At 73.5% G+C, this 14,977-nt stretch carries 14 protein-coding genes; 10 read left to right on the top strand and 4 right to left on the bottom strand.

Annotation, left to right across the window (positions count from 1 at the left end; translation table 11 throughout):
* Window positions 1–26: 26 nt before the first annotated feature.
* Together QMC84_RS01815 and QMC84_RS01810 are read right to left on the bottom strand one after the other, a co-directional pair.
* On the bottom strand, window positions 27–710 hold the full coding sequence (locus QMC84_RS01815) for a TetR/AcrR family transcriptional regulator (protein WP_300371171.1): 684 nt from the start codon (window positions 708–710) through the stop codon (window positions 27–29).
* A gap of 188 nt (window positions 711–898) precedes the next feature.
* Window positions 899–2,413 carry an ATP-dependent DNA ligase gene (locus tag QMC84_RS01810; protein WP_300371169.1) on the bottom strand — a complete coding sequence of 505 codons (1,515 nt, stop codon included), beginning with the start codon at window positions 2,411–2,413 and terminating at the stop codon, window positions 899–901.
* A 109-nt stretch (window positions 2,414–2,522) separates the two neighbouring features.
* Here QMC84_RS01810 and QMC84_RS01805 point away from each other — a divergent pair, with 109 nt between their 5' ends.
* From QMC84_RS01805 to QMC84_RS01795, 3 genes are read left to right on the top strand one after another with little or no spacing between them, the layout of a single operon-like run.
* Entirely contained in the window at window positions 2,523–2,831 is a 309-nt protein-coding gene (locus tag QMC84_RS01805; RefSeq protein ID WP_300371167.1) for a hypothetical protein, read from the top strand.
* Between the two features lie 31 nt (window positions 2,832–2,862).
* Entirely contained in the window at window positions 2,863–3,879 is a 1,017-nt protein-coding gene (locus QMC84_RS01800; RefSeq protein ID WP_300371165.1) for a phosphatase domain-containing protein, read from the top strand.
* Window positions 3,876–4,862 carry a 5'-3' exonuclease H3TH domain-containing protein gene (locus QMC84_RS01795; RefSeq protein WP_300371163.1) on the top strand — a complete coding sequence of 329 codons (987 nt, stop codon included), beginning with the start codon at window positions 3,876–3,878 and terminating at the stop codon, window positions 4,860–4,862. Before QMC84_RS01800 ends, QMC84_RS01795 begins: the two co-directional genes overlap by 4 nt.
* Before the next feature lies 1 nt (window position 4,863).
* On the opposite strand, the gene QMC84_RS01790 is transcribed toward QMC84_RS01795, so the two are convergent.
* Window positions 4,864–5,637 carry an enoyl-CoA hydratase-related protein gene (locus QMC84_RS01790; protein WP_300371161.1) on the bottom strand — a complete coding sequence of 258 codons (774 nt, stop codon included), beginning with the start codon at window positions 5,635–5,637 and terminating at the stop codon, window positions 4,864–4,866.
* A gap of 64 nt (window positions 5,638–5,701) precedes the next feature.
* Between QMC84_RS01790 and QMC84_RS01785 the strand changes: the two genes are divergently transcribed.
* From QMC84_RS01785 to QMC84_RS01775, 3 genes are all read left to right on the top strand, one after another.
* Entirely contained in the window at window positions 5,702–6,646 is a 945-nt protein-coding gene (locus tag QMC84_RS01785; protein WP_300371159.1) for a DNA-3-methyladenine glycosylase 2 family protein, read from the top strand.
* A gap of 95 nt (window positions 6,647–6,741) precedes the next feature.
* Window positions 6,742–7,650: an SDR family oxidoreductase gene (locus QMC84_RS01780; protein ID WP_300371157.1), complete on the top strand. Its 909-nt coding sequence runs from the start codon at window positions 6,742–6,744 to the stop codon at window positions 7,648–7,650.
* A complete protein-coding gene (locus tag QMC84_RS01775) occupies window positions 7,647–8,213 on the top strand; it encodes a carboxymuconolactone decarboxylase family protein (protein WP_300371155.1) in 567 nt (188 codons plus the stop codon). The genes QMC84_RS01780 and QMC84_RS01775 overlap by 4 nt, the downstream gene beginning before the upstream one ends.
* Before the next feature lie 18 nt (window positions 8,214–8,231).
* Here the strand turns inward: QMC84_RS01775 and QMC84_RS01770 are convergent, their stop codons facing one another.
* Entirely contained in the window at window positions 8,232–9,491 is a 1,260-nt protein-coding gene (locus tag QMC84_RS01770) for a phospholipase D-like domain-containing protein (RefSeq protein WP_300371153.1), read from the bottom strand.
* An 81-nt stretch (window positions 9,492–9,572) separates the two neighbouring features.
* Between QMC84_RS01770 and uvrB the strand changes: the two genes are divergently transcribed.
* The 4 genes from uvrB to QMC84_RS01750 all read left to right on the top strand — a co-directional run bounded on the left by uvrB (window position 9,573) and on the right by QMC84_RS01750 (window position 14,936).
* Entirely contained in the window at window positions 9,573–11,708 is a 2,136-nt protein-coding gene (uvrB, locus tag QMC84_RS01765; protein ID WP_300371151.1) for an excinuclease ABC subunit UvrB, read from the top strand.
* Window positions 11,705–12,142 (top strand): VOC family protein, encoded by a 438-nt coding sequence (locus QMC84_RS01760; protein ID WP_300371149.1) that lies wholly within the window; start codon window positions 11,705–11,707, stop codon window positions 12,140–12,142. The genes uvrB and QMC84_RS01760 overlap by 4 nt, the downstream gene beginning before the upstream one ends.
* 73 nt (window positions 12,143–12,215) lie before the next feature.
* Complete coding sequence (locus QMC84_RS01755; RefSeq protein WP_300371147.1) at window positions 12,216–13,502, top strand: MFS transporter; 1,287 nt, start codon at window positions 12,216–12,218, stop codon at window positions 13,500–13,502.
* A gap of 141 nt (window positions 13,503–13,643) precedes the next feature.
* Entirely contained in the window at window positions 13,644–14,936 is a 1,293-nt protein-coding gene (locus QMC84_RS01750) for a hypothetical protein (protein WP_300371145.1), read from the top strand.
* The last annotated feature ends 41 nt before the right edge of the window (window positions 14,937–14,977 follow it).

Raw genomic sequence — 14,977 nt, 5'->3', positions numbered from 1 at the left:
GCCACTTCACGTCACTCGACGGGAGATCAGCGGCTGGCCAGCGCCAGGGCCGAGGCGACCAGGTAGTCGCGGACCTGGTCCGGCGAGATGCTGCCGACCGTCGGCACGCCGGGGGCGGCCTCCTTGACGAGGATGCCGACCCGCGCGAGCTGGAGCGCGCCGAGCCCGCTGGCGTAGAGCGTGTTCGCGAGCAGGGTCGGGTCCTCGACCCGGAAGGCGCCCGCCTCGACGCCGTCCTCGAGCACCTGGCTCAGCGTGGCCAGGCAGGAGGAGATGCCCCGGCCCAGGCGCAGCATCGCGCTCTCGGACATCTCGTCGAAGAGCTCCGGACCGGTACGCCGCATCAGCGTCTGCGCGCAGTCGACGAACGCCGGGTGCGCCACGCCGTACTCCACGAACGCGCCGACCAGGGCGGCCAGCCGGTCCGGCGGCACCGTCGTGGAGTCGGCCGCGGCACTCAGTGCCTCGCGCAGCTCCTCGAGGTAGCCGACCAGGGTGAGCGCGAACAGCTCCTCCTTGCCGGTGAAGTGCCGGTAGACGATCGCACGGTTGATGCCGACCGCCCTGGCGATGTCCTCGATCTGCGCGTCGCGGACGCCGCGCCTGTCGAACAGCGCGCGGGTCGCGGCGATGATGTCCTTCTCGCGGGCCCGGCGTCGCGCCGCGGCCGCCGATCGGCGGCCGTCGGTGCCCGGGGTGGTGCTGGTCATGACGGCATCGTACTTCCGTGCAACTGGCAGTTGCACGGGTGTGACGGAGCAGTCGCGCTCGTCGGTCGGGCCGCGGTCGAGGGTCGAGGGTCGAGGGTCGAGGGTCGAGGGTCGAGGCGAGAGTGCGGTGGCTGGGTTGAACCAGCGTCATCCGGGCCACCGCGCTCGTGCTCCGGTCCCGCCGACGCTCACCCGAGGAACGACCGCACCGTGTCGATCGTGTCGATCTCGGTGACCGGCTTGTCGTCGCGGTAGCGCACCACCCGCGCGAACCGCAGCGCGACGCCGCCGGGGTAGCGCGAGGACCGCTGCACGCCGTCGAACGCGATCTCGACGACCTGCTCGGGCCGCACGTGCACGACGTAGGAGGACCGCGACGTCTCCAGCTCGAGGAACCGCTCGGTCTGCCAGGCGAGCATCTCGTCGGTCATCCCCTTGAACGTCTTGCCGAGCATCACCAGCCCACCGGTGGCCGGGTCGCGGGCGCCCAGGTGGATGTTGGAGAGCCACCCGTGGCGCCGGCCCGAGCCCCACTCGACGGCGAGCACGACCAGGTCGAGGGTGTGCACCGGCTTGACCTTCACCCAGGACGCGCCGCGGCGCCCGGCCTCGTAGGGTGCCGCGAGGCTCTTGACGACGACCCCCTCGTGACCCGAGAGCAGTGCCTGCGCGAGGAACTCCTCGGCCACCCCGAGGTCACCGGTGACCACCCGCGGCACCCGGTGCTGCTCCGGCACCAGCCGCTCGAGGGCGGCGGCGCGCTCGGCGGCAGGCGCGTCGAGCAGGTCGGCGCCGTCGAGGTGCAGGACGTCGAAGAAGTACGGCGTCACCGCCACCCCGGCCCCCATCGCGGTGCGCGAGGCGGTCTCCTGGAACGGGCGCGGCCGGCCGTCCTCGGCCAGCGCGAGCGCCTCGCCGTCGAGCACGAACGACGTCGACGGCAACGCGAGCGCGACGTCGACGACCTCCGGCAGCCGGGAGGTGATGTCCTCCAGCGAGCGGGTCGCGACCACCACGTCGGGACCCGAGCGGTGCACCTGGATCCGGATGCCGTCGAGCTTGGTGTCGACGGCCACCTCGCCGCCGGCGGCGACGCCGCCGGCCTTGGCGAGCGCCGCGGCCAGGTCGGGCGCGCTCGAGGCGAGCATCGGCAGCACCGGCCGGCCGACGGTCAGGCCGACCTCCGCCAGCGCCTCGACCCCCTCGAACGCCGCACCGGCCACCACGACCGTCGACCCGGCGAGCATCGCGGCCCGCCGCACGTCGCCGAGGGGTACGCCGGCCGCCGCGGCCAGCCCCTCCTGGACCAGCGAGTCGAGCGCGCCCTGGCGCACCGCGCCGGTCACCACCCCGCGCAGCCAGTCCTGCTCGGCTGCGGTGGCCCGGCCGAACAGGTCGACCACCGAGGCGGCCCGGGCGGCCTGCGAGCCGGCGCCCGAGAGCGCGGCGATCCGCCCGAACGCCTGGTGCACGTCGAGCACGGTCAGCGTCGCCGCCGGCGCGGGGGAGGGCAACGTCGCGAGCCCGCGCCAGCCGAGGCCGGTGCGGCGCTGGCGCAGCGTGCCGCCGACGTACGCGGTGACGGTCTCGAGCTCCTCGGCGTCGGCACGGGCGAGCAGGTCGGCGATCGCGGCGACCTTGGCCTTGCGGGACCGGGTGGCCGTGATCGCCGCGGAGGTGGCCACGACGTCGGTGAGCAGCACGGGTCCATTCAAGACGACGGCACCGACGGATGGCGGTCGGCTCGGGACCTTCGGCCCTCCGTGCCGCGCCGCGGCCGTCGATAGCGTCGGAGCTGAAGGAGGCCCGACCATGACCGTGCGACCCCACGACCTGACCGACCTGCTGCTCGCGCCGACGCTCATCGACCTCGACGACGTGCTGACACGGCTCGGCGAGCTCAACCCCGGCGAGCTCGCCTTCGAGCTGATCCTCGCCACCAACCACGAGCCGCGCGACGCCGGCGAGCGCGCCGCCGTGCTGCTCGAGTCGCTGCGCGTCCGGCTGGACCTGCACCGCTGGCAGCTCGCGCTGACCGACCGCGGGCTCAGCGTCGAGCACGGCGGCCGCGCGGTGGTCCTCGGGCTGCCCTCGAACGTCCGGGACTACCTCGCCGGATGATCCCGCCCGGCCGCGCCCCTACGGTGGGTCCGTGAGCCGGTTGCAGCGCCTCGTGGTCGACGTCGAGCGCGCCTGGGACGCCGCGCGCCTGCGACGGAAGGGGTCCGGGCGGCCGGCGGACTTCCGGATCGAGGCCTACCTGGGCCACGGCGGCTCCGAGGGCGTGGTCGTCCGCGGCCGGGTGCTCGACGACCCGCCGCCGACCGACGCGGTGGAGGGCGAGGGCGTCGGCGCCGCCGTACGCCGGAGCCTGCGGCAGTTCCTGACCGCCGAGCTGCCGGGGGTGCCGCTGCGGGTGACGGTCGCCGACGCCTCCGTCGAGGTCGTCACCGACACGGAGGGCTACTTCCTGGCCCGGCTGCGTCCCACCGCCCCCACCGGTCCGTGGCAGCACGGCCGGGTCGAGCTGGCCAGGCAGTACCGCGGCCTCGCCGACCCGCACCCGACCCCGGTGCGGGTCCGGGTGCCCGGCCCGGACGCGGCGTTCGGCGTGATCTCCGACGTCGACGACACGATCATCGAGACCGGCGTGCAGCGGGTCGGCCTGATGCTGCGCCAGACCTTCACCGGGTCGGCCCTGACCCGCACCCCGTTCCCCGGCGCCGCCGAGCTCTACCGGGACCTCGAGGCGGGCGCGAACCCGTTCTTCTACGTCTCCTCGAGCCCGTGGAACCTGCACGCGTTCCTGCTCGCGTTCCTCGACCACCGCGACTTCCCGCTCGGTCCGCTGCTGCTGCGCGACCTGGTCGGCAGTCGCGAGGGCCGGGCCCGCAAGCACGACCGGATCGAGGAGGTGCTCGCGCTGCACCCCGGCCTGCGGTTCGTGCTGATCGGCGACTCCGGCGAGCGGGACCCGCAGATCTACGCCGAGGTCGTCGCCGCCCACCCCGGCCGGATCCTGGCGGTCTACATCCGCGAGGTCCGCCTCGACCCGGGCGACGGCCGGGTCGAACGGGTCAGCGACTCCTGGGCGCACGACGTGCCGTTCGTGCTCGCCGCCGACAGCGCGGCGGTACGCCGCCACGCCGCCTCGATCGGGCTGCTGTGAGCGGGGCGCGCCTGCTGCTGGCCGTCGACGCCCCGTCGCTGCTGCACCGCAACCACCACGCCCGCGTCGGGTCCGGCCTCCTGGACCACGGCGGCCGGCCCGCCTGGGCGCTGCACGGCATGCTGCGCCAGATCCTCGACGCGATCGACCGGTTCGCCCCGGACGCGGTGCTGTTCGGTCTCGACGACCGGCGTACGTCGGTGCGCGAGCAGGCCTACCCGGCGTACAAGGCCGGTCGCGCCGAGAAGGACCCCGCCCTGGTCGACCAGCTCGAGCGGGCGGCCGCGCTCCTCGACGCCCTCGGGATGCTCACGGTCACCCCGGACGGCCTCGAGGCGGACGACGTGAACGCGTCCGCGGCCACCTGGGCCGAGCGGCACGGCTGGAGCTGCGTGCTGATCACCTCCGACCGCGACGCGTTCGCCCACATCAGCGAGCACACCCAGGTGCTGCGGCTGATCACCGGCGGCATCAACGGCTCCCCGCTGCTGAACCCGGGCCGGCTCCGCGCCATGTACGGCATCGCGGCCGAGCACTATCTGGAGTACGCCGCCCTCCGCGGCGACCCGAGCGACAACCTGCCCGGCGTCCCCGGGATCGGCGAGAAGATCGCACCGTTCCTGCTCTCCGAGATGGGCTCGATGCGGGCCGTGTGGGCCGACATCGACCACTGCGGGGGCGCGACCCTGGTGGCGACCCTCGACTCCTACTGCGCGGAGGTCGGCCGGCCCCGGATCGGCTCGGCCGTGCTGAAGCGGCTGGCCACCCCCGCCGCCCGGGAGCGGTTCGAGTTCAACCTCGCGATCATGTCCGGCCGCACCGACCTGGACCTCGGCCTGACCCCGGACGTCCCGGGCAGCCCCGGCCTGCTGCCGCTCCACCCGGACCGGGTCTCGCGGGTGGTCGGCCACCTCGGGGTCCCCGCGACGACCCAGCTGGCGCTGCGGGTGCTCACCGAGCCGCCGGCCAGCACCGGCCGCTGAGTCAGAGGCCGCTGAAGTCCGGCTCGCGGCGCTCGGCGAACGCCGCGAGCGCCTCGAGGTTCGCCGGCCCGCCCATCAGCTCGGCGAACGCGGCGTTCTCGCGCTCGCGGGCCGCAGCGATCCCGGCACGCAGCGGCTCGGTCATCGTGCGCTTGACCGCCACCAGGGACGCGATCGGCCGCGCGGCCAGCAGCTCGGCGTGCCGACGCGCCTCGGGCAGCAGGTCGTCGGGCTCGCAGACCCGCCAGACCAGGCCCATCTCGAGCGCCTCCTGCGCGGAGACCCACTCGGCCGACAGCAGCACCCACGCCGCCTGCTGCCGCCCGACCAGGCGGGGGAGGAGGTACGACGACGCCGCCTCGGGGGCGACCCCGAGGCTGGTGAACGGGCACTTGAGCCGCGCCGTCGTCGACATGAGCGCCAGGTCGGCGAAGCCCAGGATCGTGGCGCCGATGCCGAGTCCGACCCCGTTCACCGCGCAGATCAGCGGCTTGGGGAACTCGGCGAGCGCGTCGACCAGCCCGACGAAGCCGTGCCGCCCGGGGACGAACGCCGGGTCGGTGGCCCGGGCGTGCATCTCGAGCAGGTCGGTGCCGGCGCTGAAGCCGCGGCCGGCGCCGGTGAGCAGCACCACCGCGACCCCGGGATCCTCGGCGGCGTCGCGCAGCGCGTCCGTGGTGGCGTCGTACAGCTCCTCGTCGAACGCGTTCAGCGCGTCGGGGCGGTCCAGGGTGAGCGTGCGGACCCGCGCGCGGTCCTCGATCAGCAGCGGCATGCGACCAGACTAGCCAGGACTAGAACACGTTCCAGTGTCGGCGGCCCGGGCTATCCTCGCCGCGATGGACGGACGGGTGCGGGAGTGGCGACCGGAGTGGCCGTGCCCGGTCGGCTCGGTTCTCGGCGTGCACCGGCGCGGGGGCGGCGACCCGACGTACCGCATCGACCGCCACGCCGACGGCGACACCCACTGGCGCGGCATCCGCACGCCGGACGGGCCGACGACGCTAGCGGTCCGGGCGCGGCCGGGCGACGGCGTGGTCCACGCGGAGGCGTGGGGGCCCGGGGCGGCGTGGGTGCTCGACTCGCTGCCGGCGCTGCTCGGCGCCGAGGACGACGTGCGCGGCTTCGACCCGGGGCCGCACCCGCTCGTCGCGGAGGGCTGGCGCCGCTACCCGCACTGGCGGCTCGGCCGCACGGGGCTGGTGATGGAGTCGCTGGTGCCGGCGATCATCGAGCAGAAGGTCACCGGCCTGGAGGCGTTCGCCGGGTTCCGGATGCTCGTGCACCGGTACGGCGAGCGCGCCCCCGGCCCGGGCCCCGACCTGAAGCTGTGGGTGCAGCCCGACCCGGCCATCCTCCGCCGCGTCCCGTCGTGGGAGTGGCTGCGGATGCACGTCGACCCCGCGCGCTCCCGCGCGCTCGTGTCCGCCGCCCGGGTCGCGGACGCGCTCGAGCGGACCACCGGCCTGCCCGGCGGGGAGGTCGAGCGCCGGCTGACCAGCCTGCCCGGCATCGGCGTGTGGACCGCCGCCGAGGTGCGCCAGCGGGCCCACGGCGATCCGGACGCCGTGTCGTTCGGCGACTACCACGTCGCGAAGGACCTGGGCTGGGCGGTGGCCGGCCGGCCGTTCTCCGACGACGAGATGGCCGAGTTCCTCGAGCCCTGGCGACCGCACCGCGGCCGGGTGCCGGTGCTGGTCGCGCTCGTGGCCGGCCGCCGCGAGCGGCACGGGCCCCGGATGGCGCCGCGCACGCACCTGCCGGCGCGGGTCACCCGGCGCTGAGACCACCCGCCGCCGCCGGACGTCATACGGACAGTGTGTCCCCCTCCACGGACCGTATGACGTCTCGCGGGTGGGAGGCGAGGGACGTAACCGCGGTGGCGAGGCGCCGTTGCACCCTCGTGCGCAGCCGACCACCCGACCTGCAGGACGCCAACGTCTTCCTCACCGGAGCGGCGAGCGGCATCGGCCGGGCCACCGCCGAGCTGCTCGGCCGCCGGGGTGCCCGGCTGCACCTCACCGACGTCGACGCGCCGCGGCTGGCCGAGTTCGCCGAGCACCTGCGGGCCTGCGGGAGCACCGTGGTGCTGGCCGTACCCGCCGACATCGCCGACTACGACGCCGTCCGCGCGCTCGCGGCGGAGGTCACGGCGGTCTCCGGCGCGATGGACGCGGTCCTCAACGTCGCGGGCATCGCGATCTGGGGCACCGTCGCCGCGATGGAGCACGACCAGTGGCGGCGGCTCGTCGAGGTCAACCTGATGGGCCCCATCCACGTGCTCGAGACGCTGGTCCCCGAGATGGTCGACGCCGGCCGCGGCGGGTGGGTCGTCAACGTCTCGTCGGCCGCCGGCATCATCGGCATGCCGTGGCACGCCGGCTACAGCGCCACGAAGTTCGGGCTGCGCGGCCTCTCCGAGGTGCTCCGCTTCGACCTCCGCCCGCACGGCATCCACGTCTGCCTGGTCTGCCCGGGCGGTGTCGACACCGGGCTCACCGAGACCGTGCGGATCGCCGGCGTCGACACCGCGAGCCCCGCGTTCGAGCGCGCCCGGGCGCGCTTCCGCCGGCGTGCGGTGACCCCCGAGGCAGCCGCCGAGGCGATCGTCCGGGGCATGCTGCGGCGCCGCTACTGGGTCTACACCTCCGCCGACATCCGGGTGGTGCACGCCGTACAGCGCTGGTGCCCCCCGGCGTACGCGCTGATGATGACCGTCCTCAACCGCGGCGCGAACCGGGCGCTGCCCGCCGTCGCCCGCGCCCGGCGCGCGGACCGTGCGGCATGAGCGCCCGGACCACGCCGGCGCGCGTCCGGCCCGGCGGTCTTCGTGAGGTCGGACCGTTCGTGACGGCCTTCGCGTGGCTCGCGGGCCGGGTCAGCGGCACCGTGCCGCCGGCGGTCTTCCTCACGCTCGGCCGGAACCGCCGGCTGTTCTGGGGCTGGCTGTTCTTCGCCGGCCGGCTGATGCCGGGTGGCCGGCTGCCGCGGCGTGACACCGAGCTGGTGATCCTGCGGGTCGCGGTGCTCACCGGCTCGGAGTACGAGCACACCCAGCACACGCGGCTGGCCCGCCGGGCCGGCCTCGATGCCGCGGCCGTCGACCGGGTGAGCGACGGCCCGGACGCGCCCGGCTGGACCCCGCGGCAGGCGCTGCTGCTGGACGCGACCGACGAGCTCCACCACACCCGGGACCTCTCCGACCCGACCTGGGCGGCGCTGCGTGCGGAGCTCGACGAGCGGGTGTGCATCGAGCTGCTGATGCTCGTCGGCCACTACGAGATGCTCTCGACCACCCTGACCGCGCTGCGCGTGCAGCCGGACGCGGCGCGGGGGACCGGCCGCCGGTAGGCCCCCGGAGGCGACGGGTCAGAGCAACGGACGCAGCGGCCCGAGCAGGGCCTCGGTGAACTTGCGGTGCAGGTCCCGCGCCTCCCACTCCGCGTGGGTGAGCTCGAGCGAGTTGGACTCGTCGGTGTGGTAGATCTCCTCCATCGTCTCCGCGAAGCCCGGGTCGATGATCTCGACGTTGATCTCGTAGTTGCCGGTGAGGCTGAGCCGGTCGATGTTCGCCGTGCCGACCGTCGACCAGGTGCCGTCGATGGTGGCGGTCTTCGCGTGCACCATCGCGTCCTTGAACCGGAAGATCCGGACCCCGGCATCCAGCAGCTGCGAGAAGTACCCGCGGGAGAGCCAGTCGGCGACGATGTGGTTGGACTTGTGCGGCAGCAGCAGGCGTACGTCGACCCCGCGGCGCGCGGCGTCCTTGATCGCGTCGACGAAGTCCTGGTCGGGCAGGAAGTAGGCGTGGGTCAGCCACACGTTGGTCGAGGCCCGGCTGATCGCCTCGATGTAGATCGAGCGGATCGGGAACATCCACAGCCGGGGCACGTTGCGGTGGATCCGGATCCGCGGCTCCCACTCGGACGCGGTCTCGAGCAGCAGCGGCCGCTCGCTGCTGCCGAGGCGACGGCGGCGGTTGAGGTTCCAGAAGTCCGCGAACGCCCGCTTGAGGTCCCACACGCCGGGCCCCGTGATGCGCACGTGCGTGTCGCGCCACTCCGTGGCGTACGCCGAGCCGATGTTGTAGCCGCCGACGAAGCCGACCGCGTCGTCGACGACCAGGATCTTGCGGTGGTCGCGGCCGTACCGGCGCAGGTCGAAGAAGTGCAGCCCGGCCGGGTAGGCGGGGTAGCGCAGCACCTTCATGTTCCGCGGGAACCGCTTGAACCGGGGCGAGACCACGAGGTTCGCGAAGCCGTCGTAGATGCAGTAGACCTCCACACCCCGGTCGGCGGCCGCGGCGAGCGCGGACTTGAAGCGCTCCCCGACCTCGTCGCCCTTCCAGATGTAGGTCTCGAAGAGGATCTGGCGCTGGGCGCCGGCGATCGCGGTGAGCATCGCCTGGTACAGGTCCTGCCCGTAGGTGTACGTGGTGAGGGTGCCGTCGCCGACCGGCACGGTGCGCGGCGCGGTGACCGGGAACGGCTTGGGCCGCTTGCCGCGGCGCCGGTAAGAGTCGACCAGCGTCATCACGATCGCCAGCGCCAGCTGGATGCCGACCACGGCCAGCAGGGTGCGGCGCAGCACGGTGAACAGCCGCTCGGCGACGGACAACGGGCTGCTCACGCTGCAAACCCTAGCGAGCGGGCCGCGGGCCCGTGGAAACACACGGCGGCGGCTGTCGGCGCCCCCGTCTAGGCTCGAACCATGCGACCTGTCACCGATCTCGAGCGCCGGGTGGCGCCGTTCCAGGTGGTCTCGGACTACCAGCCGTCCGGCGACCAGCCGGCGGCGATCAAGGAGATCACCCGGCGCCTCCGGGCGGGGGTCCAGGACGTCGTGCTGCTGGGGGCGACGGGCACCGGCAAGACCGCGACCGTGGCCTGGGTCGCCGAGCAGGTGCAGCGGCCGATGCTGGTCATGCAGCCGAACAAGACGCTGGCCGCGCAGTTCGCCAACGAGCTGCGCCAGCTGTTCCCGGAGAACGCGATCGAGTACTTCGTCTCGTACTACGACTACTACCAGCCCGAGGCCTACGTCCCCCAGACCGACACCTACATCGAGAAGGACTCCTCGATCAACGAGGAGGTCGAGCGGCTGCGCCACTCCGCGACCAACAGCCTGCTCACCCGGCGGGACGTGATCGTGGTCAGCACGGTGTCCTGCATCTACGGCCTCGGCACCCCGCAGGAGTACGTCGACCGGATGGTCCGGCTCAAGGTCGGCCAGGAGCACGACCGCGACTCGATCCTGCGGCGCCTGGTCGAGATCCAGTACACCCGCAACGACATGTCGTTCACCCGCGGCACCTTCCGGGTCCGCGGGGACACCCTCGAGATCTTCCCGGTCTACGAGGAGATGGCGATCCGGATCGAGTTCTTCGGCGACGAGATCGAGCGGATGATGACGCTCCACCCGGTGACCGGCGAGGTCGTCACCGAGGACGAGGAGCTCTACATCTTCCCGGCGACCCACTACGTCGCCGGGCCCGAGCGCATGGAGCGCGCGATCCGCGGCATCGAGCTGGAGCTGGAGGACCAGCTCGCGACGTTCGAGCGGCAGGGCAAGCTGCTGGAGGCGCAGCGGCTGCGGATGCGCACGACGTACGACGTCGAGATGATGCGCCAGGTCGGCTCCTGCTCGGGCATCGAGAACTACTCGATGCACATCGACGGCCGGACCCGTGGCTCCGCGCCGAACTGCCTGCTCGACTACTTCCCCGAGGACTTCGTGCTGGTCGTCGACGAGTCCCATGTCGCCGTCCCGCAGATCGGCGGCATGTACGAGGGCGACATGTCGCGCAAGCGCAACCTGGTCGACCACGGCTTCCGGCTGCCGAGCGCGATGGACAACCGGCCGCTGCGCTGGGAGGAGTTCCTCGACCGGATCGGCCAGACCATCTACCTCTCCGCCACCCCGGGCGACTACGAGTTGGACAAAGTCAGTGCCGGCGGCGGCCCCCCTGATGTGGTCGAGCAGATCATCCGCCCGACCGGGCTGGTCGACCCCGAGGTCGTGGTCAAGCCGACCAAGGGCCAGATCGACGACCTGATCCACGAGATCAACGTGCGCGTGGAGAAGAACGAGCGGGTGCTGGTCACGACGCTGACCAAGAAGATGTCCGAGGACCTCACCGACTACCTCCTCGACGCCGGGGTCCGGACCCGCTACCTGCACTCCGAGGTGGACACCCTCAAGCGGATCGAGCTGCTCCGCGACCTGCGGCTCGGGCAGTACGACGTGCTCGTCGGCATCAACCTGCTGCGCGAGGGCCTGGACCTGCCCGAGGTGTCGCTGGTCGCGATCCTGGACGCCGACAAGGAGGGCTTCCTGCGCTCGGACAAGTCGCTGATCCAGACGATCGGCCGCGCCGCCCGCAACGTGTCCGGCCAGGTGCACATGTACGCCGACCGGATCACGCCGTCGATGGAGTCGGCGATCGACGAGACCAACCGGCGCCGGGCCAAGCAGGTCGCCTACAACACCGCCCACGGCATCGACCCGACGCCGCTGCGCAAGAAGATCGCGGACATCACCGACATGCTGGCCCGCGAGGACGAGAGCACCCAGGAGCTGCTCGACACCTGGCAGCACCTCGACCCCAAGCACCGCAAGGCCCCGGTGCCCGGGCTCTCGCGGATCGCCGGCGGCGAGGCGGGGCAGCACTCCGCCGACCTCGCCGGCCTGCCGAGCGCCGAGCTCGCCCAGCTGATCCAGGAGCTCACCGACCAGATGAAGGGCGCTGCCGCCGAGCTGCACTTCGAGGTCGCCGCGCGGCTGCGTGACGAGATCAGCGATCTGAAGAAGGAGCTCCGCCAGATGATGGAGGTGGGTGCGAAGTGAGTGCCGTCCGGCAGGTCCAGGTGACCTTCGACTGCGCCGACCCGAGGGCGCTGTCCCTGTTCTGGAACGAGGCGCTCGGCTACGAGCTCCCACCGCCGCCACCGGGCTTCGACTCCTGGGACGCGTTCGCCGCGACCCTGCCGCCCGAGCTGCGCAACAGCGCCTCGGCCTCCCAGGACCCCGCCGGGGTCGGCCCGCGGGTCTTCTTCCAGCGGGTCCCCGAGGGCAAGGCCGCCAAGAACCGCGTCCACCTCGACGTGCGCGCCGCTCCGGGTCTCCAGGGCGACGAGCGGATGGCCGCGCTCGAGGCCGAGTGCGAGCGCCTGGTGGCGCGGGGCGCCACCCGGGTGGAGCGCCACGAGCCCGGCCCGCCCCTCGGCGCCGGCCACATCGTGATGCAGGACCCCGAGGGCAACGAGTTCTGCCTGGACTGAGCGGAGACGCGTCAGCGGATCCGCTGATGGTGGCCGTGCGTCGGAGAGACCGACCACCACTAGGATTCTCGGAGTGACGCCGAGCCTCCGCAGCCCCTATGCGGTCTGGCTGGTCGGCCTCCTGGTCTACCTGGTGGCGGTCTTCCACCGCTCCTCCCTGGCGGTCGCCGGCCTCGCGGCCACCGACCGGTTCGACATCACCGCCTCCCAGCTGGCGACGTTCACGATGCTCCAGCTGCTCGTGTACGCCGGCCTCCAGATCCCGGTCGGCCTGCTCGTGGACCGGTTCGGGCCGCGCAGCCTGCTGCTGGCCGGCACCCTGCTGCTCACCGTGGCCCAGGTCGGCTTCGCGCTGGCCTCGACGTACGGACTGGCGCTGGTGGCCCGCGTCTTCGTCGGGATGGGCGACGCGATGACGTTCATCTGCGTGCTGCGGCTGGTGAGCACCTGGTTCCCGGCCCGGCGGATCCCCCTGATCACCCAGCTGACCGGCACCTTCGGCCAGCTCGGGGCGATCGCGGCGGCCGTGCCGATGACCTGGGCCCTCGGCCGCCTGGGGTGGACCACCGCGTACCTGATCGCCGCCTCGCTGGGCGTCTTCCTCGCCGCCGCGCTCCTCGCGGTGGTGCGCGACGCGCCGCACCTGACGCACCTGCGCGGGCCGACGATGTCCCTGACCGCCGTCAGTGCCAGCCTGGCCGCGTCGTGGTCCCACCCCGGCACCCGGCTCGGCTTCTGGATGCACTTCGTGACCCAGTTCAGCGCGACCGCGCTCAGCCTGCTGTGGGGCTACCCGTTCTTCGTGCGCGGCGAGGGCACCAGCTCGGCGGTCGCGGGCGTGCTGTTGACGATCATGGTCGTGGCGGTGATGTGCGCCGGCCCGGTGCTGGGCTGGCTCGTCGGCGCGCACCCGTGGCAGCGCTCGACGATGGTGCTCACGATCGTCGGCTCGATCGTCGTGGTCTGGACGGTCGTGCTGACCTGGCCGGGGGACGCGCCCCTGTGGCTCCTGGTCCTGCTCGTCGTCGTGGTCGGCGTCGGCGGCCCGGCGTCGATGATCGGCTTCGACCTCGGGCGCACCTCGAACCCGGACGAGCGGCTGGCCAGCGCGAGCGGGATCATCAACCAGGGCGGCTTCCTCGCCAGCCTGCTGCTGGTGATCGCGATCGGCGTCATCCTCGACTGGCGCACCCCCGGGGAGAGCTCGGCCTACGGCCCGTCCGCGTTCCGCTGGGCGATGAGCGCCCAGTACGTGCTGTGGGCCGTCGGGCTCACCCAGGTCTACCGCTACCGGGTCCGGACCCGGCGCGTGGTCGACCGCGACGAGCTCGAGGGCGTGAACCGCACCCCGGCGGGCTGAGGCTCGACCCGTCGATGCCGAGGCGCGCCCGGGACCGGGACGAACGTCCCGGCGCGGGTGGGCAGATCTCCTCTCGGATCGACCGGCCCCCGGCGGGAGACTCGAGGGAGGACCCCGCCCCTCGCATGCCAGGAGGCACCCATGTCCTCACGATCCCGGATCCTCGCCGCTTCGGTCGTCACCGGCCTGGCGCTCCCGCTGGCCCTCACGGCGCCCGTGGTGGCCGCCCCCGAGCCGCCTGCGGACCCGTCGGGCTGGGGGCCGGTGAAGACCCTGGCGGCCAGCCCCTGGGGCGAGTCGCTCGCGGTCGATGCGCGCGGCACCGTGACCGTCGTGTGGTCGACCGGTTCCGCGGCCGGGTCCGTCGTCGCGCTCCGGAGGCCGGCGGGTGGGTCCTGGGGCGACCCGGTGGTGATCGGGCACGGCACCCAGCCACAGGTCGCGGCCGACCGCCGCGGCGCCGTGACCGTCGTCTGGCTGACCGAGCGTGCGGGCCGGACCGATGGCGTGGCAGCGGCCCGGCACCCGGTTCGCGGCCGCTGGACCACGCCGGTGCGGCTCACCGGCGACCAGGCGACGCCGTACGCCGCCGGCGAGGTCGTGCTCGACGTGAATCCCGACGGCGACGCGGTGGTCGCCTGGGCGAGCCGGGACCGGCGCGACCGGCCGTGGCGGGTCCGGTCGGCGTACCGCCCGGCGGGCGGACCCTGGAGCGGGCCGGTCGCGGTGACGCCCACGGACGGCACCCGGCACCCGCAGGTCGGGATCGACGACGAGGGCCGCGCACTGCTGCTCCTGTGCCGCCAGCGCTTCGGGCACCCGCAGGTCCTCCGGACCCAGGAGCGGTCGCCGGACGGCAGCTGGACCGACCCGGTGGTCGTCACCCGTGCCGGCTACAGCCCGATCCTCGCGGTCGACGCCAGCGGGGACGCGCTGGTGGCGTTCTCGCCGGACTTCTCGGGGGTCGCCGCAGCGGTCCGGCCGGCAGGCGGGCCGTGGCAGCGCGCCCGGGCGCTCCTGCCCGAGGGCGTCGAGGTCGCCGACTTCGCACTCGCCGTCAACGACTCGGGCGCTGCCGTCGTCGCACTGGGACGCGTCAACGGCCGGGTCGACGTCGTCCGCCGGCCGGCCGAGGGCCCATGGTCGGCGTCCGAACGCGTGGTCGCCGGGGGAGACACCGTGTACGACGTCCTCGTGGCGCTCGACGACGCGGGGGACACGTTCCTCGGCTGGGGCGGCTACGCGCTCCTCGGCGCCTACCAGCCGGGTGGGGGCGCCTGGGGCGAGCCGGCCACCATCTCGCCCGACGCGGGCGTCGAGGTGCTGGAGAGCACGCACGTGCGGATCGCGCCGACCGGCGACGTGGCGGTGCTCTGGAAGCAGGAGGCTCGGCCCTTGAAGGTGCGGACGATGAGCGCCGTTCCGGCGCGCTGACCGGACGCGCACCTGGTTTGCGTGGTCCCCGGTCTGGTTAA

Origin of the sequence: Nocardioides sp. (assembly GCF_030019515.1) — a bacterium.
Taxonomy (GTDB): Bacteria; Actinomycetota; Actinomycetes; order Propionibacteriales; family Nocardioidaceae; genus Nocardioides.
Note: the sequence above shows the minus strand (reverse complement) of the source record. Positions and strands in the feature narration are given on the sequence as shown.

What these genes read in the sequence shown, in the direction of transcription:
- QMC84_RS01815 (WP_300371171.1), bottom strand. Translation starts at nt 710, where the DNA reads ATGACCAGCACCACCCCGGGCACCGACGGCCGCCGATCGGCGGCCGCG.
- QMC84_RS01805 (WP_300371167.1), top strand. Translation starts at nt 2,523, where the DNA reads ATGACCGTGCGACCCCACGACCTGACCGACCTGCTGCTCGCGCCGACG.
- QMC84_RS01790 (WP_300371161.1), bottom strand. Translation starts at nt 5,637, where the DNA reads ATGCCGCTGCTGATCGAGGACCGCGCGCGGGTCCGCACGCTCACCCTG.
- QMC84_RS01785 (WP_300371159.1), top strand. Translation starts at nt 5,702, where the DNA reads ATGGACGGACGGGTGCGGGAGTGGCGACCGGAGTGGCCGTGCCCGGTC.
- QMC84_RS01775 (WP_300371155.1), top strand. Translation starts at nt 7,647, where the DNA reads ATGAGCGCCCGGACCACGCCGGCGCGCGTCCGGCCCGGCGGTCTTCGT.
- uvrB (WP_300371151.1), top strand. Translation starts at nt 9,573, where the DNA reads ATGCGACCTGTCACCGATCTCGAGCGCCGGGTGGCGCCGTTCCAGGTG.
- QMC84_RS01750 (WP_300371145.1), top strand. Translation starts at nt 13,644, where the DNA reads ATGTCCTCACGATCCCGGATCCTCGCCGCTTCGGTCGTCACCGGCCTG.